This is a genomic window from Nocardiopsis sp. TSRI0078 (assembly GCF_001905145.1).
GTDB lineage: Bacteria > Actinomycetota > Actinomycetes > Streptosporangiales > Streptosporangiaceae > Nocardiopsis.
Window position 1 is genome coordinate 21,278 of the sequence record NZ_LWLB01000037.1, and the last position, 18,240, is coordinate 39,517.

General features: G+C 69.9%; 13 protein-coding genes and 1 pseudogene. 7 read left to right on the plus strand and 7 right to left on the minus strand.

Annotation, left to right across the window (positions count from 1 at the left end):
• The first annotated feature begins 130 nt into the window (after positions 1–130).
• Positions 131–1,375, plus strand: coding sequence for a PP2C family protein-serine/threonine phosphatase (locus tag A6A08_RS25945; RefSeq protein ID WP_199867052.1), 1,245 nt, complete (start codon positions 131–133; stop codon positions 1,373–1,375).
• A 79-nt stretch (positions 1,376–1,454) separates the two neighbouring features.
• On the opposite strand, the gene A6A08_RS25950 is transcribed toward A6A08_RS25945, so the two are convergent.
• The gene (locus A6A08_RS25950) at positions 1,455–2,258 is read right to left on the minus strand and encodes an SAM-dependent methyltransferase (protein ID WP_073705288.1); all 804 of its coding nucleotides are present in this window, start codon (positions 2,256–2,258) and stop codon (positions 1,455–1,457) included.
• Positions 2,259–2,432: 174 nt separating this feature from the next.
• Positions 2,433–3,995, minus strand: a complete 1,563-nt coding sequence (locus tag A6A08_RS25955) for an MDR family MFS transporter (RefSeq protein WP_242422931.1) — start codon at positions 3,993–3,995, stop codon at positions 2,433–2,435.
• A gap of 273 nt (positions 3,996–4,268) precedes the next feature.
• Between A6A08_RS25955 and A6A08_RS25960 the strand changes: the two genes are divergently transcribed.
• From A6A08_RS25960 to A6A08_RS25970, 3 genes are all read left to right on the plus strand, one after another.
• Positions 4,269–4,790, plus strand: a complete 522-nt coding sequence (locus tag A6A08_RS25960; protein WP_083609307.1) for a TetR family transcriptional regulator — start codon at positions 4,269–4,271, stop codon at positions 4,788–4,790.
• A gap of 52 nt (positions 4,791–4,842) precedes the next feature.
• The gene (locus tag A6A08_RS25965) at positions 4,843–5,556 is read left to right on the plus strand and encodes a creatininase family protein (protein WP_073705291.1); all 714 of its coding nucleotides are present in this window, start codon (positions 4,843–4,845) and stop codon (positions 5,554–5,556) included.
• Between the two features lie 151 nt (positions 5,557–5,707).
• Complete coding sequence (locus A6A08_RS25970; RefSeq protein WP_073705292.1) at positions 5,708–6,358, plus strand: hypothetical protein; 651 nt, start codon at positions 5,708–5,710, stop codon at positions 6,356–6,358.
• Positions 6,359–7,307: 949 nt separating this feature from the next.
• Here A6A08_RS25970 and A6A08_RS25975 read toward each other — a convergent pair.
• A complete protein-coding gene (locus tag A6A08_RS25975; protein WP_073705293.1) occupies positions 7,308–8,024 on the minus strand; it encodes an SDR family oxidoreductase in 717 nt (238 codons plus the stop codon).
• A 90-nt stretch (positions 8,025–8,114) separates the two neighbouring features.
• On the opposite strand from A6A08_RS25975, the gene A6A08_RS25980 reads away from it, so the two are divergent.
• Entirely contained in the window at positions 8,115–8,993 is an 879-nt protein-coding gene (locus A6A08_RS25980) for a LysR family transcriptional regulator (RefSeq protein WP_073705294.1), read from the plus strand.
• Positions 8,994–9,256: 263 nt separating this feature from the next.
• Here the strand turns inward: A6A08_RS25980 and A6A08_RS25985 are convergent, their stop codons facing one another.
• On the minus strand, positions 9,257–9,559 hold the full coding sequence (locus tag A6A08_RS25985) for a hypothetical protein (RefSeq protein WP_073705295.1): 303 nt from the start codon (positions 9,557–9,559) through the stop codon (positions 9,257–9,259).
• A gap of 589 nt (positions 9,560–10,148) precedes the next feature.
• On the opposite strand from A6A08_RS25985, the gene A6A08_RS29010 reads away from it, so the two are divergent.
• Positions 10,149–10,544, plus strand: a complete 396-nt coding sequence (locus tag A6A08_RS29010; RefSeq protein WP_242422917.1) for a S1 RNA-binding domain-containing protein — start codon at positions 10,149–10,151, stop codon at positions 10,542–10,544.
• A 143-nt stretch (positions 10,545–10,687) separates the two neighbouring features.
• Here A6A08_RS29010 and A6A08_RS25995 read toward each other — a convergent pair.
• Positions 10,688–10,900, minus strand: a pseudogene (locus A6A08_RS25995) (RidA family protein); the annotation flags it as partial.
• 355 nt (positions 10,901–11,255) lie between these two features.
• Between A6A08_RS25995 and A6A08_RS26000 the strand changes: the two are divergent.
• Positions 11,256–12,983: a SpoIIE family protein phosphatase gene (locus A6A08_RS26000; RefSeq protein ID WP_073705296.1), complete on the plus strand. Its 1,728-nt coding sequence runs from the start codon at positions 11,256–11,258 to the stop codon at positions 12,981–12,983.
• On the opposite strand, the gene lanKC is transcribed toward A6A08_RS26000, so the two are convergent.
• Together lanKC and A6A08_RS26015 are read right to left on the minus strand one after the other, a co-directional pair.
• Positions 12,897–15,959 (minus strand): class III lanthionine synthetase LanKC, encoded by a 3,063-nt coding sequence (gene lanKC, locus A6A08_RS29275; protein WP_338013143.1) that lies wholly within the window; start codon positions 15,957–15,959, stop codon positions 12,897–12,899. The two genes, A6A08_RS26000 and lanKC, sit on opposite strands and share 87 nt — an antisense overlap.
• 1,201 nt (positions 15,960–17,160) lie before the next feature.
• Positions 17,161–18,198: a lysylphosphatidylglycerol synthase transmembrane domain-containing protein gene (locus A6A08_RS26015; RefSeq protein ID WP_242422921.1), complete on the minus strand. Its 1,038-nt coding sequence runs from the start codon at positions 18,196–18,198 to the stop codon at positions 17,161–17,163.
• Positions 18,199–18,240: the final 42 nt, after the last annotated feature.

Below are 18,240 nucleotides of genomic sequence, written 5' to 3' on the forward strand. Positions count from 1 at the left end.
TTCGGGGCCGCTCTTCGGTCGGCCGCCGTGTTCGTGTGTGACATGTCCGAGGAAAACGTCTATGACCTGGTGTGACAGGACCAGCGCACCGGCCCGGGCCTGAACCGCCCGTGGAGAGGACGGACCCGCCATGGAGGAGTCCAACGCCGCGGAGCTGATGTTCGGCGGTCTGCTCGCCGCCAGCCACACGATGGCGATGGAGGACCTGCCGGGTCACGTGGCCGACCATGCGGCCCCCGTCGGGATGCATCGGGTCCTGGTCTACGTGGTCGACGTGCGCCAGGAGGCGCTGGTGCTGATGACCGGGCGCGGTGCGGACGCCGGCCAGGATCCCGGCGGGGAGCGCACACCGCTGCGCATCGAGGGGACGCTGGCGGGACGCGCCTTCCAGACCGTGAGGGTCCTTCGCGCCTCCACCGAGGAGGACGACCGGCACCAGTGGTGGGTGCCGATGCTGGACGGTACCGAGCGGGTGGGACTCCTGTGGGTGGAGACCTCGACCGACGGAGAACGGATCCACCGGCTCATGTGGAACCTGGCGTCCCTGGTCGCGCTGCTGTTGGTGAGCAAGCGGGTCCACAGCGACTCCTACGCCAGGCTGACCCGGACCCAGGACATGAGCGTGGCGGCCGAGATGCAGTGGAACCTGATGCCGCCGCGCACCTACACCGACGAACACGTGACCGTCGACGCCGCCCTGGAACCGGCCTACCAGGTCAACGGCGACGCCTTCGACTACGGCATGGCGGACAGGAACGTGCACGTGTCCATCTTCGACGCGATGGGGCACGACACCGCCGCCGGGCTGACCGCCAACCTCGCCGTGGCGGCCTGCCGCAACCACCGCCGCCAGGGCGGTGACCTGCCGGCGGTCGCCGCGGGCATCGAGGACACCCTGCTTACCGAGTTCGGACAGAAGTACAACCTCGCCGCCGGCGACGGCTTCTTCGCCCAGACGCGCTACGTCACCGCGGTCCTGGCCGACCTGGACACGCGCACCGGCCTGCTCACCTGGACCAACCACGGCCACCTGCCGCCCTTCGTCATCAGGGAGGGCCGGTGGGTGAGCAGAATGGAGTGCGAACCCTCCCACCCGCTGGGCTCGGACCTGGGCCTGCCGGTCACGGCGTGCCGTGAGCAGCTGCAGCCCGGCGACCGCGTCCTGCTGTACACGGACGGCATCACGGAGGCGCGCAACGCGAACGGCCGCGAGTTCGGTATCGACCGGTTCCTGGAGTTCATCATCCGCCAGCACGCCGGCGGCCTTCCCGTGCCGGAGACCCTGCGGCGCCTCATCCACAGCGTCATGGACTACCACGGAGGACGGCTCCAGGACGACGCCACCGTCCTCCTCCTGCAGTGGCACGGCCCCTGAGGAACCGGACCGGGCCCGGACGGCGGAGCGCTCCGCCCGAGGCGGTTCGGGAAAGGACCCGCCCCGCCCGGGGACGGGCTCAGGCCTTGCGGGCCAGACCGCAGTACTGGGGGATGTCGCGCACCGCGCCGGCCTCGACCGGCTCGGGACACCACCGGGTGACGGAGACGATCCCCGGATCGACCAGTGCGAACCCGTCGAAGAACCGGCCGAACTCCTCCACCGAGCGCATGTGGTAGGGCTGGGCGACGCTCTCCTGCCAGCGCTGCAGAGCCTCCAGGGCGCGCTCGTCGGCGACGGCCTCCGCGCCGTCGAAGACGCCGTCGCACACGGCCAGGAAACTGCCCGGTGCCGGGGCGTCCATGTAGGTGCGCACGATGCCCAGGGCCTCGTCGAGGTCGCCGAAGTGGCCCATCGTCCCCAGCAGGGTCAGGCCCACGGGGCGGTCCAGGTCCAGGGTCTCGCGGGCGGCCGCCAACACCGTGTCGATCTCGCGCAGGTCCGATCCCACGAACCGGGTCCGCCCCCTGTCGGTGCCCACGAGCAGGGCGCGCGCGTGGGCCGGCACCAGGGGGTCGTTGTCGGCGTAGACCACGCGCGAGTCCGGGGCGTGTGCCCGCGCCACCTCGTGGGTGTTGTCGGCGGTGGGCAGCCCGGTGCCGATGTCGAGGAACTGGCGGATCCCCTCCTCCCGGACCAGGTGGGTGACCGCGCGGCGCAGGAAGAGGCGGTCTCCCCTGGCGGCCTCGACGACCTGCGGCATGAGCTCCCTGATGGTGTCGCCCACCTCGCGGTCGACGGGATAGTTGTCCTTGCCGCCGAGCCAGTAGTTCCACACCCGTGCGGTGTGCGCGACGCCGGTGTCGATCGGGGTGTCCGTCATGGGGGGCCTCTCAAGGGGGACAATCCCTAACAAGCGGTACGCGCAGTCTTGTGTGTCCGCCATGTGCTCGCAACCCGGAACCCCTGCCGCTGCGGGCTTCGCGCCCGGCGCCCGGAACAGGGGAGGCCCTCCCCGGGGGCGATACCGGGAAGGGCCCCTCCTGCGCGGATCCGGTCAGTCGGCGGCCGGTGCACCGACGTCCTTCGCCGCCTTGCCGGATGCGGCGGGCGGTTCCACCGGCGCCTCCGCCTCCGGAGTCCTCGCACTCTCGGCGGACCCCCGCGGTCGGGCCTCCGTAGGAAGGTCGACGCTGTCGCGCAGCCGGACCCTCGGCAGGAACAGTGCCGTGACCAGGCCGAAGACGCCGATCGCCGTGGCGACGAGGAACAGGTCGCCCGTGGCCGAGCCGTAGGCGCCCTCGACGATCTCGCGCAGGAACGGCGGCATGCCCGCCAGGTCCAGGGTGCCGGCGTCCCCGCCCCCGGCCGTGGGGCTGATCCCGGCGGCCGCCACGCCCTCGCTGATGTTCGAGGCGACCCGGTTGGCCAGGAAGGCGCCCAGCACGGACACGCCCATGGTGCCGCCCAGGGTGCGGAAGAAGGTCACCGTGCCGCTGGCCGCGCCGATCTCGCGCAGTGGGACGGAGTTCTGCACCACCAGGACCAGGTTCTGCATGGACATGCCGACCCCGAGTCCCATCAGCAGCATGCCCCCGCAGACGACGGCCAGGGACGTGCCCTCGTCGATGGTGGACAGGAGGAGGAAGCCCAGGGTCAGCATCACCATGCCCGTGACCACGTAGGGCTTCACCCGGCCCGAACGCGAGACCATGCGCCCGGACACGGTCGCCGAGACCATGGTGCCCAGCATGAGCGGGGCTGTCAGCAGGCCGGCCTGGGTCGGGGAGTACCCGCGTGCCAGCTGGAAGTACTGCCCGAGGAAGACCGCGCCGCCGAACATCGCCATACCGACCGCCGCGCTGGCCAGGATGGCGATGGCCGTCTCCCTCCGCACGACCAGGTGCAGGGGCACGACGGGCTGTGCCACGCGCGACTCCACCCACACGGCCAGGGAGAGCAGCAGGACGCTTCCTCCGACCATGGCGCCGGACTGCCAGGAGATCCAGGCGAAGTCGCCGTCCACGAAGGTCACCCACAGCAGCAGGAGGCTGACGCCCGAGGCGATGAGCGCGGCGCCCGCGTAGTCCACCCTGGTCTTGGGGCGGCGTACGTCGGGCAGCTTGAGCGTGCGGCTGAGCACCACCAGGGCGACGAGCATGAACGGCACGCCGATGAGGAAGCACCAGCGCCATCCCAGGCCGGGCAGGTCGGCGAGCAGACCGCCGATCAGCGGCCCGCCGACGGTCGCCACGGCCATCACCGCGCCGATGTAGCCGTTGAGGCGTCCGCGCTCCTTGGGGCTGACCAGCGAGGCGATGATCACCTGGACCAGGACCTGGGAGGCACCCATACCCAGCCCCTGCACGACGCGGAACGCGATCAGCTGGCCGGTGGTCTGCGCGAAACCGCACAGCAGTGAGGAGAGGACGAACAGCACGATCGACAGCTGCAGGAGCCTCTTCTTGTCGAAGAGGTCGGCGAGCCTGCCCCAGATCGGCGTGGAGGCCGTGGAGGCCAGCAGCGCCGCGGTCACGACCCACGTGTACTGCGACTGGGTGCCCTCCAGCGCACCGACGATCTGCGGTAGGGCGACCGACACGATCGTGCTGCTGAGCATGGTCACACCCAGCACCGTGAGCAGCCCGCTCAGGGAGCGCAGGATCGGCGGTCGCCCGGTCTCGGGCAGGGGACGTGGAGTGCTCAAGGGCTGACCTCTGCGGGAAGGAAGGCGCGGCACCGGTGGCCGCGGAGACTGCTGGAAGGATGCACATGCGGCAAAAATGCAGGGTCAGCATTTTTGCACTCCATGTAGAATAACACCGTGGACAGGACACGGGGACTCCGGGAACGCAAAAAGGACGAAACCCGGCGAGCGGTGTACACCGCCGCGATGCGGCTCACCGTGGAGCACGGGTTCGACCAGGTCACCGTCGAGGCCATCGCCGAGGCCGCCAACATCTCCCGGCGGACCTTCTCCAACTACTTCGCCTGCAAGGGAGACGCCGTTCTGTACGGCGAGCGGCTCTACACGCGTGCCCTGGTGGACGCGCTGCGCGAGCGTCCCGCCGACGAGGGGGCCTGGACCGCCCTGCGCGCCTGTGCACGGGACCTCTACGCGTCCTGGAGCCCTTGGCCCGACCGCGGATGGGCCCTGCGCACACGCATGGCCCGCAAGCACCCCTCGCTCCTGGCCCGGCAGCTCACCGACCACGCCGTGCTCGCCCGCGAGCTGGAGGAGTCCCTGGCCGGACGGGCCCGCCCGGGCGGGCCGCGCCCCGGACTCCTGGTCGCCGTCTTCCTCGCCGGCCTGCGCGTGGGCCTGGACACGTGGATCGACGAGGAGGAGTCGCGCGACCTGTTGGAGGTCGTCGAGGAGGTCCTGGACGAGGCCGAGGCATCGTTCGACCGCTAGGGCCCCGCGTCCGGAGGGGCCGGAAGCCGGATCCGTGGGAATACTGGTGCCCATGGACGACCTGACACTGTCCCTGCTGCCGTTGACGACCAGCGCGGAGGAGGGGGAACGGGCCGCCCGGGTGGCGCTGCTGCCGGTCGGCAGCCTCGAACAGCACGGCCCCCACCTTCCCCTGGTCACCGACACCGTCATCGCCTGCGACCTGGCCCGGCACCTGGCCGACGCGTACCCGCTGCGCCTGCTGCCGCCGGTCACCGTCGGCTGCTCCCACGAGCACGCCGCCTGGCCCGGGACCGTGAGCGTCTCCGCGCCCACCCTGTACGCGTTCGCCAGGGACATCGCCGCCTCCCTCGGCGACACCGGGCTCGTACTGGTCAACGGCCACGGCGGCAACCACGTGCTGGCCAACCTCGTCCAGGAGTCGAGCGGGCGCATGGCGCTCTTCCCCGGCCCCCACGACTGGGAGGCCGCCCGCGTCGCCGCCGGGATGGCCACCGACAACGACCGCGACATGCATGCCGGGGAGCTGGAGACCTCCGTGCTCCTGCACACCCGTCCGGAACTGGTCCGGACGGGGTATGGGAACGCCGACCACACCACGGGCGGGCGTGACCACATGCTCACCGTGGGGCTGGCCCCCTACACCGGTTCGGGGGTGGTGGGTCGTCCCTCACTGGCCACGGCCGCCAAGGGGCGGGCCCTGCTCGCCGCCCTCGTGGAGTCCTTCGCCGGGTACCTGGCGGCGCTGGACGAGCCGCACGGGTGAGGGGGGCCCGGGCGGACGGACCGGTCGGCGCCCCTTCCCCCGAGCCCCGAGGCCCGGAGCGTACGCGCGCATGAGGCAGGCCCGCCCGGGCAGGGCCCGAGAGCAAGCCCCGGATGGCTGTCATCTCGTCAAACGAGCCGAAGGGCCATCGGTGACCTCTTCCGCTTTCGCCGCGTTCGCGTTGGCGCACCTGTGCCTGACCGTCTGGCTGGTCCGGCTGGCGCTCGTACGGCGCTCCACGCACACCTGGCTGGTCGCGGCCGTGGCCGCCGGACTCGTCTACGACAACGCGATCGTGGCGCTGGGCTCCTCCCTCGGCGCCGGTGACCTCCTGCTCGCACTGAACCTGCCGCGCTTCGTCGTGCACGCTCTGGTCACTCCGCTCCTGGTCGTCTTCGCGGTCGGGGCGGCCCGCGACCTCGGGCTCGCCTGGGCGCGCACACGGGTGGCCCACGCCGGGTTCTCCGTGCTGGCGGCCGCGCTGGTCGTCTACGGTGTCGTGGTCGATCTCGTCGGGCTCACCCTGGTGCCGGGCCGTGGGGGCGACGCACTGCGTTACTCGGCCGCCGAGCCGGCCGTGCCGGTCCCGTCCGTGGCGACCATCGTGGTGCTGGTCCTGGTCGGTGCGGCGCTGCTGGTGCGGGCGCGCAGCGGATGGATGCTGCTGGGCGCCGCGACCATGTTCGCGGTCTCGGCGGTGCCCCACGCGCCGCTGGTGGTGGGCAACCTGGGCGAGGTCGCGCTCATCGCCGGACTCGCACTCACCGCGCGGCATATGGGCAGCGATCCAACCCCTGCATGACCTGCGTGACCTGCACGAACTCGTGTCCGTGCGGTGCACGGCGATCCGCGACGGCGGGCGGCCCTGCACCCGCCGTCGGCGGACGGAACGGTCGTGGTGCCTCCGTGACGCCGCTTGGCGACATTCGCCGTGCCCGCAAGGGCTGCCTGAGGACATCGGTACGAGCGGTGGTCTGCCGGGAGTGAGTCGCCGATTGTGCACCCGACTGGTGGTGGGAAACCCGTGGGACCTTGGTGCCGTTCCGGGACAGGTGTGGCCGCAGGCCGGGAAGCAGGAGAAAGCAGTGGCGAATCGCCGACCAGGACACAGGTCGTCGGACGCTTCGGTCACAAGCAATGTTGGGGAGGGCCGACCAAGGAACGAGGGCTTGCAGGTATGGAGCGAGAGGACCGAACACATCCTGAAGACGATCGGTGTGCGTTCCTGGGAGTTGTCAGCAGTGAACGACGGTCAGGATCGCAGTGGGGGAAGACGACGGCGCTCTCCGGTCCGCTCTGGCTGCTGCGGAGCCTGACCATGGAACTTCCCCGAAGCCGACCGAAGCCATCGGATGAGAAGTCCGGCGCTTTCGTGCCTTCACACGCCACAGAGTGCCCTTTCGTCACTATCCACCCGATCACCGCTGTCGTTTCTTGCTAAGGGATGCCACCTGGTGTCGTCCCAGTCCGAAACTGCGGAGCACAAACGGAGTACACATGGGCGGTTGGCGGCATCCGATGGCACCTCGCGAGGTCTTCACGGGCCACTGGCCACATAGAGGAGACCCGACCCCCGCACCTCCAGGAAGCGGTGCCCATGTCATCCACGCCGTTGGAAGCGGCTGAGCGCTCATCTGAAAGCTCTGGGAGCGGGCCGGGGCGGTCGCCGTTCGTATCCACCCCCGTGCCGACACGCGCCAGGGTTTCCATCACACCCGGCACGGAACGGCCGCCGCCCCTTCCGCTCGTTGTCACCAGGGGACAACACCCTCGTCGTCGAAGAACCCGCCGCGCGGTCCGTCATCCGGCAGGGTGGCGAGCCGGATCGCGATCGCGGCCCCCTGCTCGGGAGTCCGCGGGGCGTTGAAGCCGGTGAAGTCCGTCGCCACATAGCCGGGGCAGGCGGCGTTGACGATGATGTTCGTGTCGGAGAACCGGCGGGCGTACTGGGCTGTGATGCCGTTGAGCATGGTCTTCGACGGTGCGTACGCGGCCAGTAGCGGTCCTGTCCGCATCGTCAACGAGCCCATGTTGCTCGACATGTTGACGATGCGCGGTGCGTCCGAGCGGCGGAGCAGCGGGAGCACCGCGTTGGTGACCCGGACGACTCCGAACACGTTGGTCTCGAGGACGGTGCGCACGACGTCGAGGTCGAGTGTCGTCGGATCCTGTCTGCCGCCGTCGGTCCGGCCGGCGATACCCGCGTTGTTGACGAGCACGTCCAGGCGTCCCGCCGTCCCTTCGATGGTTGCCGCCGCTGCGGCGACGCTGCCGTCGGAGGTGACGTCGAGGGCGACCCCGAACGCGTCGACGCCTGCGGCCTGCAGGTGCTCCACTGCTTCTTCGCGCCGCGCATCGTCACGTGCCCCCACCGCGACCCTGAAGCCGACGGCTCCGAGGCCCTGGGCGATGGCGAAACCGATTCCCTTGTTCGCGCCGGTGACCAGCGCTACCTTCGTGTCGCTCATGTGTTCATACTCGGAGGCTGCGCTCCCGGGGTCCAACACCGATCTGGTCCGCTGTGATACCTATCCGGTATAAGCCGTTAAGCTGCCGGCGTGGACCATGTCGAGACCCGCGAGCTCCGGTACTTCGTCGCCGTCGCAGAGGAGCTCCACTTCGGGCGCGCCGCCGAGCGGCTCGGGATCGCCCAGCCCCCGCTCTCGCGCGCGATCCGCCAGTTGGAGCACCGGCTCGACGTCAGGCTCCTCGATCGGAACCGACGCGGCGTGGCGCTCACCTATGCCGGCACGGTGCTGCTCCGAGAGGCCAGAGCGGCCCTCGATACGGTCGAGGCCGCTGTTCGCCGGACGCGACGCGCCGGGAACTCCCAACGGCCGCTGGCGCTCGCGACGAAGGCCGGAGCTTCCCACGAAGTGCTGCGACGGCTCCTCGACGCGGTTGCGACCGCACCCGATGCCGCGCCGATCGACGTCATTCTGTGTGAGGTCGGTGAGCAGGCAGGGCTACTCCGCAGCGGGCGCGCTGATGTGGCACTCATGCATCACCCGTTCGACGACCTCGCCGGGTTCGACACCGAAGGCCTCTACGTCGAAGGCCAGGTCGCGCTCCTTCCGGCAAGCCACCCGCTCGCCTCACGCGATCAGATCACGCTGGTGGAGGCTCAGAACGTTCCGGACCTGCCGATCGCCAGGTGGCCGCGGCTCGACGGGTCGTATCCGGATGGGCCCGGACCGGAGGTACGCACCCAGTCACAGCTCGCCCAGCTCGTGGCGCTCGGTAAGACGCTGCTTGTCATTCCCGCCTCCAGCCGCGCCTGGCAGTGGCCCGAGCACGTCGCGGTGCCCGTCGTCGACGCACCGGATGTCACCACGGTGATCGCCTGGCCGCCGGGTAGCCGCTCCCAAGCGGTCGCAGCGCTCGTTCGCACAGCATCCGCGCTTTACGGCACCACACTGTCTGCACCCACGGGTTGACCGTTCCGTGCTATCGGTACCGTGCTGCTCGCCTTGACCCGGATCCCGCACCATGATTCCACCGTCTCACCGGGTTTCCCGGAGGGTACCCCGTCCGGCCAGGGCTCCGGGTCACGGAACGGCGAAATGCTCCGCGAGGTGCCCGCCCACCTGTACCGGACCTTGCACTGCGGAGCACACATCGGCCCCCGGCGGCGTCCGATGGCACCTCGCGAGGTCCTCATGAGCCGGGTGCCACCTTCCGTCACACGGCGGAGGGGCACCTATTTCTCGGACATGTCCTTGGGCGGGTACGAGGTGTTGATCCACACTCCCGCCAACAGGGTCGCCCCGACCACGACCAACGCGATCGCCCACGATCCCACCGGCGCCATGGCCGTCCCGCACACACCGCTCACCATGGCGGGGGGCGGCATCTCCGTATAGGCGAACCATCCGAAGGAGTCGCCGACGCCGGACGGGGCCCACCACCCCGCTCCGCACGATCCGCCGGGGACCAACCCGAGGGTCACGCCACCGGCGATCAGGGCGGTGGCCACCGTGCGGACGATCTGGACAGGGGACATGTGTCTCTCCTCAACACCGGGGTCTCCATGTGGGACGCCCCCGAGCACACCCTGGTTGCCGTCACCTACGTGGAGTCAGGTCCAGTGGCCACGGCTGCGGTGCGAAAGCGCATCGGCAGGCCCGTTCAGGACTTCCTCTGACAGGCTGTGGTGCCATGTACGAAGCGTCGGATGATCAGGCTTTCTTGGCAACGGTTCGCCTCGGCGAGCACTGCGTCGGGACCGTCACCGAGGTGACCCGCGACGGTGCCGTGGCAGCGGCCCTGGACGGAACTGCTGGACGCCCGCTGGGTGTGATCGGGCCGTTGGACCTCTCCTGGACCCGGTTCGCGGCCACGGCCAGGGCCGTGGAGGTCGGGCAGCGTGTCACTGCTGAGGTGATCGCCGTCGATCGGGACGCGGGCCGGATCCGGCTGTCGACGGCCGCCACGGAGAACCCGCAACTGTGGACATTCCTCAAGGGGCTCCGCCGCGGTGAGGTCCTGTCCGGCGTGATCGCGTCGATCGAGTCGTTCGGCGTGTTCGTGGCGTTGGACGAAGGACCGGCCACCCCGCCTTCCCCGGCGTCGGGTTCATCTCCTACGCCGCGTTGTCCTGGCGGCGCTTCGACGAGGTTTCGGACATCGTTCGGGTCGGTCAGCGTGTCTCGTGCGAGTTCCTCGGTTTCGACACATCGAACGGAGAGGCCCGGTTGTCGTTGAAGGCGATGCAGCCCGACCCGTTCCAGCTGTTCGCCGACAGTGTGCGGGAGGGGCGGGTGTTTCATGGGCGAGTCACCAAGCTCGTGCCGTTCGGTGTCTTCGTGGAGGTGGCCGACGGTGTCGAGGGCCTGGTGCATCTGCGAGAGCTGACGGAAGCGCCGGTGAAAGCTCCGGAGGAGGTGGCCCGGGTCGGTGAGGCACTCTCGGTGGCTGTCATCGAAGTCGATCGAGAACGACGCAGGCTGGCTCTTTCCCTGCGCCAGGTTCCGCCTGACTCCTGGTGACTTCTGTGTTCTGTGGAGAGGGGAGGTCTCTGGAGACTGCCGGGATGCCTCTTGTCACTCGGTGATCGTCAGGAAGGCCGGGGGAGTAGCTCGACCAGCTCTGCCCCACACAGTGGCTGCTCCTGGCCCTGCTCGGGAAAACCGGTGACGCAGACGTTGAGCCGGACGAGGTTCGCGAGGGACGTGCCGGCCTCGCCGAGAACGGCCTTCAGGTTCTCTGGGCTCAGCGCCGACTGCGCCGCCATGTCCCCGGCGTGCTGGGGCTCACCGCCGCCGCTCACCGCGGTCTGCCCGGAGCAGTACAGGGGCCGGGTGTTTCCAGTGCCAGGGGGAGACGTCCTGTCCGAACAGGTCACCGGTCGCCGCGACGACGGCTGCTTCGGGAGTCTGGGCGTTGACCAGGGTACGCGGACCGACGCCGCACGCTCCTCCGTGTCTACCGAAGTGAGCCGAGGTCACTGCACATGGGTGTCGTGTTGTAAGTTGTTTGAGGTGTTCATGGGGCTGTAGTCCGGTGTCGGAGAAGAGCCGTGAACGCCAGAGCCTCCCCGGATACTGGCCGTCGTGAGACTTGTCTCGCACACGAAACAGACATGAGTGTCTCTGGTTCCCTGCCTGCGCAGGGTGGCCCTTCGCAGGCGTAGGCGCCGGGTATGCTCGGTCCTCGACCAGGGCAGGTGTGCGGGCGGGTCCATGAGATAAGGAGTCGCTGTGAGCGATAATCCTGATACATGCAGCGATTCGGCCGATGTGTCAGATCAACACCGGTTCCTTGAAGATGCGCTGGACTGCGTAAGCGCGGGCGTGTACGCCGTCGACGAGAAGGAGCGCCTCGTCGCGGTCAACGCCACTGCTCTGCAGCTGCTGGCCCGTTCCGCCAGTGACATGCTCGGGCACGACGCCCAGGAACTGCTGCACCGTAACGCCCAAGGGAATATGGTCGCCAAGAAAAAACTCGACGTTTCCCATGGGGAGCTGTCAAGTCCTTTCTCCCGCGCCGGAAAGGCTTGGTTCCAGCGAGGCGACGGCACGCTTCTTCCTGTGGCATGGTCCGCTGTCCCCTGTGCCTCCGACACTTCTCAGATCACCGAGCTGATCGTCTTCCAGGCCGCCGAGCAGGACGAGGGGAATCCCGCGCGGTCCGCCTTCTCCCGACGGACACTTTCGGAAACAGAACGACTGGCTCTGCTGGCCGACACCACCGCACATCTGATCAGCAACGTTGATGCGGAAAAGTCTTTGATGCGGGTGGTGGAATTGATACTTCCACGCCTCGCGGACTGGGTGGTCATCGACTTGATCACCGAGGGCGACGAGGTTTCTCGCTCTCTGGTGGCCCACGCGGATAACGGGAAAATCACAGTACGCGAAGACCTGCAGGGGCCGATGCCTCCGGTGCCCGAAACCTCGAGTATGCCCCTGTCCAAAGCCTTGCGAGGCGCCGCTTCCACCCTCGTCAACCGTGAAATCTACTCTGGGCCGCCCGATACGGGTATCGCGGTGGAGCAGCGCAAGCTGTTCGAGGTGACAGGTATCAACACCGCGGCCATCGCTCCCATCCGCGGGCCCCGCGAAGTGCTGGGCGCTATGACTCTGGGGCGCGTGGGCTCGCATCATCCTTTTGCCCGGAGCGACCTCGCTCTCCTCGAGGACATCGCCCGGCGCGTCGGCATCGCCCTGGAGAACGCACGCCACTACCAGCGCCAACGCCAAGTCGCCGAGACCATGCAACGCTACCTGTTGCCCCAACTCCCGCAGCTGTCGGGATTGGAGATGACAGCTCGGTACCTGCCTGCTCCGGACGTCTCACACGTCGGCGGTGACTGGTACGACGCGTTCCCTCTGCCCTGCGGCGACACGGCTCTGGTCATCGGTGATGTCGTCGGTCACGACTTGGAAGCAGCGGCCGGCATGGCTCAGCTTCGCAATATGCTCCGAGCCTATACCTGGGCCCAGGAGCAAGCCCCTCATCGCACGATCGAGCGCCTGGACCAAGCCCTCGAGCACATCAGTGACGTCTTCATGGCCACCCTCATCCTGGCCCATCTGCAGGTCAACGAGGTCGGACAGTGGGAACTGCTGTGGGCGAGCGCCGGCCATCCCCCGCCCCTGCTCATCCATCATGACGGTATAACCCACTACCTCGAAGAGGGAAGCGGGGTCCTTCTCGGTGCGGGGGTGTCGCGGCCGCGTACCGATGCGCGCATCGTCCTGCCGCCCGGATCGACGCTCTTGTTCTACACGGACGGCCTGGTCGAAGCCCGAGGGCAGTCACTGGACACGGGCTTGAGACGCATGCGCCAGCACGCGGCGTCCCTTGCGCACCGCTCCCTGGATTCCTTCGCTGATCACCTACTGGAGCGCGCACGGCCAGGTACCAATGACGACGATGCCGCATTGCTCGCCATCCGCATCCCAGCAGAGGCGAGCGACAGGTGAAGCCGGTGGCCTCCGGTGGGTTGACCGGGAACGTTCGCCGGATCCGTGACGCCTGACAAGGTGGAACCGTGTTTCGCTCCGGGTGTGATGGAGGCTGGGGTGTGTGCCGGAATCGCCTCCCGTCACTCTCTGGGGAGGTTGCCCTCGCTCGGTGCCCCCGCATCGCACTGCGGTGGTGACCTGTGAGGTCGGCCAGCGGGCGAGATGGTGCACGGCCGTCGGTCGAATTCTCCCGCGTTGGCCGCGGTAGTCCACACGAGGCGGTGCTGACCTTCCCCGCCCGACAGGCCCGGGTTCCGCTCTCGGACCCGGAGGTGGACACTTCCCCGGACCCGGCCCGGGGGCCATGCCCTGAAGACGAGGAACTACGCGGTTTCGGTTGGCGCCCACCCGAGCAGGCCGCAGGACGGTTACGTGAGGACCTGTGTGAGCGTATCCGGCAGGCATCGCGAGCCCGGGGGGACAGGACCGCCGTCCACCTGCACCCTGGGTGAACCCGGAGCGGGGTCCTTGTGACCTCGAGGCGGTGACACCGAGGGAGCGTGCCCACGACCGGCTGACCACCGTCCGCGTCTCCTGACGCCCGAAGCAGCACCTGAACCCCGGCAAGGGCCAGGCGCACCAGCACGCCTGGGAGCGCATGGACACCGCGGACGCCGGTTCGAGTGCGGGCCCCCGCCCCGGGCCCCCCGCCCCGGGCCCCGGCCCCGGGGCGCTCAGCCGGACGCGTTCCAGTGCCCCGTCAGGTCCCGGTAGAGCGGGGAGTCGCGCAGCAGGGACTCGTGCGTGCCGAACGCCGTACCCGCGCCGTCCAGGACAAGGATCCGGTCGGCCCGCAGAGCCGACGACAGCCGGTGCGCGATGACGACGCGGGTGTCGGGGCGGACCTCGTGCGCCAGCGCCCGGTCCACCTGCCGTTCGGTCGCTGTGTCGAGATTGGAGGTGGCGTCGTCCAGGATCATCAGCCGTCCCGCGTGGGCGAACGCCCGCGCCAGCCCCAGCCGTTGCAGCTCCCCGCCGGAGAGCGGCGCCTCGTCCAGCGGTGTGGCGTATCCCCGGGGGAGTGCCCGGACGAAGTCGTCGGCTCCGGCCGCCCGCGCGGCCGACCGTACGCGTTCGACCGGAGCGGTCTCGGCCCCCGACGCGATCGCGTCCCCGACGGTGGCGCCCTGGGGCGAGGGCCGCTCGGTCGAAGAAGCCCAGGGCAGATCCCGACGCGGGCCCCTTGCTGTGCCGCAGCAGCCATTCCTCGGCCTCGGGGCACCGTGCGGCGCCGCTCTCGGCGAGGGCGTAGAGCACCCCGGCGGCGCCGTAGCCGAAGGAGAGCCCGCCGCCCGCCGTCGAGAACTGGGCGATGTCGCCGGGAAAGTAGTGGTCGTCCCGGTCAGGGGTGGCCGAGACGAGGATGGCGCGGACCATCGAGTCGCGGCTGCGCGGCCAGTCCCCCGGCTCGGCCGGCGGGTAGGGGTCGTGCGCGCCGGCGGCCGCCGGGCGCGTCCACTCCGAGGGCGTGCCCGCCCCCGGCCCGCCGTCCGGGTCGCGCAGGATCTCCGCCATGCCGAGGTCGAGGAACTCCCGGGCCTCGGGGAAGACACGCGCGGCCTCCTCGGCCAGGTGCCCGACCTTGTTCCGGTCCACGGCCAGCACACTGGTCAGGGGCAGGAAGAGGGCGATGCGCAGGCAGGCCAGCGCGTACAGGTCCACATCGAAGCCCCGGCGCCCGCGCGGGGCGACGAACCCCGGGTTGGCGACCGTCTGGCGGCCGCCCGCGTCGGCGTCTTCGGCGGCCTCGAAGTCGAGCAGCACCACCGAGGACTCGTCCTCGGAGACCATGATGTTGAACAGGTGCAGGTCGTTGAAGACGATGCCGCGCGCGTGCACCGCCTCGATGGTCTCCTCCACCAAGCCGTGCAGGCGCATCGCCCACCGGCCGTACTCCCTCAGCTTCTCCGGTGCGGGGTCGGCCTCGACCAGGGGGTGGCGGTGGGCGAAGAAGGAGTTCAACGGCTTGCCCTGGATGTACTCCATCACCAGGAAGTGGTGGTCGCCGAGGGTGAAGGCGTCCTTGACCTCGGGGGTGCAGGCCAGTCCGGAGAGGCGCTCCAGGGCGGTGCGCTCCTGTTCCAGGCGGCGTACCGCGTCGGCGCCGTCGGCGGCCAGGCCGGCGTGCGGCCGGGCCTCCTTGAGCACCACGGGCTCACCGGTGCGCCGGTCCCGCCCCGCGTAGACGCCTCCGCCGTTGGAGAAGTGCAGGGCGCGCTCGATGTCGTACGGCAGACCGGTGACGTCGACGGCGCCGCGCGCCTCCAGGCGCGGACGGAGGAAGTCGGGGGTGGTCACCCACCCCGGCGTGTGGAAGACCGGGCCGCGCCGGTCGGGCACGAGTACGCCGTCGGCGTTCTCCAGCGCGGGCACCGGCTCGCCGTGCTCGTCGTAGCAGTGCCGTCTGGTGAAGCTCCCGTAGCGCAGGTGGGCCGGGCCCGCGTTCCAGCGTACGTCGCTGAGGACGTACGGGCCGGGTTCGCCGCCCACGAGTGCGTCCAGACCGGCGGCGACCGCGGCGCACTCGTCGTCGTCGGCCGGGTAGACGGTGATGAACTTCCCGCTGGCCCCGCGATCGGCGTACTTGGCGTTCCGGTTGTGCAGCAGGTACCGGGTGGGGACGAACTTGAAGGAGACGCCCCGTTCCACGCAGTAGTCCCAGACCCGGGCCAGGACCGGTTCCGCGTTGTCCAGGCAGGCGGAGACGTGGATCTTCCATCCCTGGTCCGGCAGGTGGTGCTCGACGGGGCGCAGTGCCAGCCAGTCGCCGGCGCGGTGGCTCTGCCATCCTTCGGGCACCGGACGCTCGGCCGCCTCGAAGACCCGGTCGCGTTCGCCGGCCGTCCCGGAGGCGCCGGAGCCCGACCAGAGACGGTGGGGAGAGTCGTAGAAGTGGCGGTCGGCGTCGCAGAACACACCGTACCCCTTGATCATACGAACTCCCTCACGGTCGTCCCGGTCAGTGGCATTCCAGATAGTGGCATAGGGGTTATCTCTGGGTTCATACCTTTGCATGTATTTTTTCGGGCCCCTTGCTTACTCGATATTAACTTATGGGAGTTCGGGTGGGTGCCCTTCTCGGCGTTCTCTGTGTGCATTCAGCGCTCCTGCCAGCGGATTCAGTGGGAGTGTGCCATCCTTCGGCTTGCGCGAGATCCTCTTCGCCGCTTCCCGTGTCGAATGATTTCAATGTCCGGGGTGCGGTGAATAATTGCAGGTGGGGGCGGTGAGGAGTTGTTGTCGCGGCTTTTTTGGAGTTATTGGCTTTTTGTCGGTCATCTGCGGATTCAGGAAGGTTTGAGAGGTCTGTAACGGATGTGAACAGGGAGGTTGGAGCTGTTCAAGGGCGCGCGGGGCTCTGACCAGGAGGTTCTCCGATGGGTGGTGAGGGTGGGCCGCGTGAACTCGGAAATCCGCCGGGCGCCTGCCGGTGGGGGCGTCACGGGGGTGGCGGTATCCGAGGGGATATCCGCGCTCAACAGGCCGTTGGACGAAGGAATCCCCTTCCGCGGAGATGGCGGGTTCCTTCGGGTGCGCGGCCGTTCGTTCCTCCTTGCTGGATTCGAGGGGAACCGTTCTTGCCGAGTTCTGTACCGTTCTTTCCGGACTTGCTGGACGGGCCGCTGCGGGATGGGTGCGGAAACTTCTCAACCACTGCGGGCGCGCGCCGGTAGGAACCTTTTTCGCCGTAGAAAGGACTGCTCGCGGGGCCTTCAGGAAAGAGAGGGCCGTTCGGTGCGTTTAGTGCGCGTCCCCCGGAGAACCGGTGTGTGCCGAGATCTCCTTCGGCCGCTCGTCTTCTCCGAGCACCGCCGTTCGGGGCGGGACCGGGCTCGAAGGCGGCGGTCTCCGGGGCCGGTCCGGTGGAAGGCGCCGGGTGTGCAAGGGCGGTTCCGCCCCCCCGGGACGCCGTCCGTGCAGGCCTGCGCCGGCTCTGGGCGCCGATGGATCCGGCGGTGGCGAGCAGAACCGCGACGTGCGTGCCGGGGAGCTGGAGACCTCCGTGCTCCTGCACACCCGTCCCGAGCTGGTCCGGACGGGGTAGGGGAACGCCGACCACACCACGGGCGGGCGCGACCACATGCTCACCGTGGGGCTGGCCCCCTACACCGGTTCGGGGGTGGTGGGTCGTCCCTCACTGGCCACGGCCGCCAAGGGGCGGGCCCTGCTCGCCGCCCTCGTGGAGTCCTTCGCCGGGCACCTGGCGGCGCCGGACGAGCCGCGCCAGCAGGACCACCGCGCCGGGCAGGGCGGCGACCAGGGCCAGGAGCCCGTAGACCACCGACACCGTCAGCCCCTCCCGCGATCCCAGGCCCGCGGCACCGAACGCCAGCGCGGTGACCGCCTCGCGCGGCCCCCATCCGCCGACGTTCACCGGCAGACTCATCGCCAGCAGGGCCAGGACCAGCAGCGGCACCAGCTGGAGCGCCGGCGCGGTGACCCCCGCCAGGCGGGAGGCGACCAGGAACAGCGACACGTACCCGGCCAGCGCGGCCGCCGACAGCACCACCACCCGGGGCCCGCGCGCGAACAGCCCCGCGCGGGCGTCGGCCTCCGCCGCGCGCAGGGCACGCCACCACCGGGGCCGGCGCGAGCGGCCCACGCGCAGGCCGACCGCGAGGACCAGGGCGACCGCCGCGACCATCCCGGCCGTCACCCCGACCGCGCGCAGCCCGGGGCCGAGCAGGGCGGCGGGCAGGACGAACAGCAGCGCGGCGCCGGTGGCCGCCAGCACCGCCTGCCCGGCCATCCGCTCCAGCACCACCGCGCGCACGCCGCGGCCCATGTCGCCGGAGTAGCGGCCGTGGCTGAAGGCGCGGTGCACGTCGCCGAGCACCCCGGCGGGAAGCACCGCGTTGAGGAACACGGCCAGGTAGTAGTCGGCGACCGCGCGTCGCAGCGGCAGCCGCAGCCCCACCCCGCACGCCACCGTCCGCCAGCGTGCGGCGGACAGCGTCGTGGTCACCGAGCCGATGCCCAGCGCCGCGAGGGCCCCGCGGACGTCGACCGCCTCCACGGCGTCGGTGAAGGCCTCGACGGGGTACCACCACACGACCGCGGCCAGGACGGCGAACCCGGCCAGCGTCCGCGCCCACACCGTCCACCAGCGGTGCGTGCGGCGTTCGGGAGCGCCGGTCCCGTCCCCTGTGGTTCCGCCTCCCGTGTCCGTCACCGTCGGAGGTCCCATCCGCCCCGGAGTCTCCCGTTCCCCGTC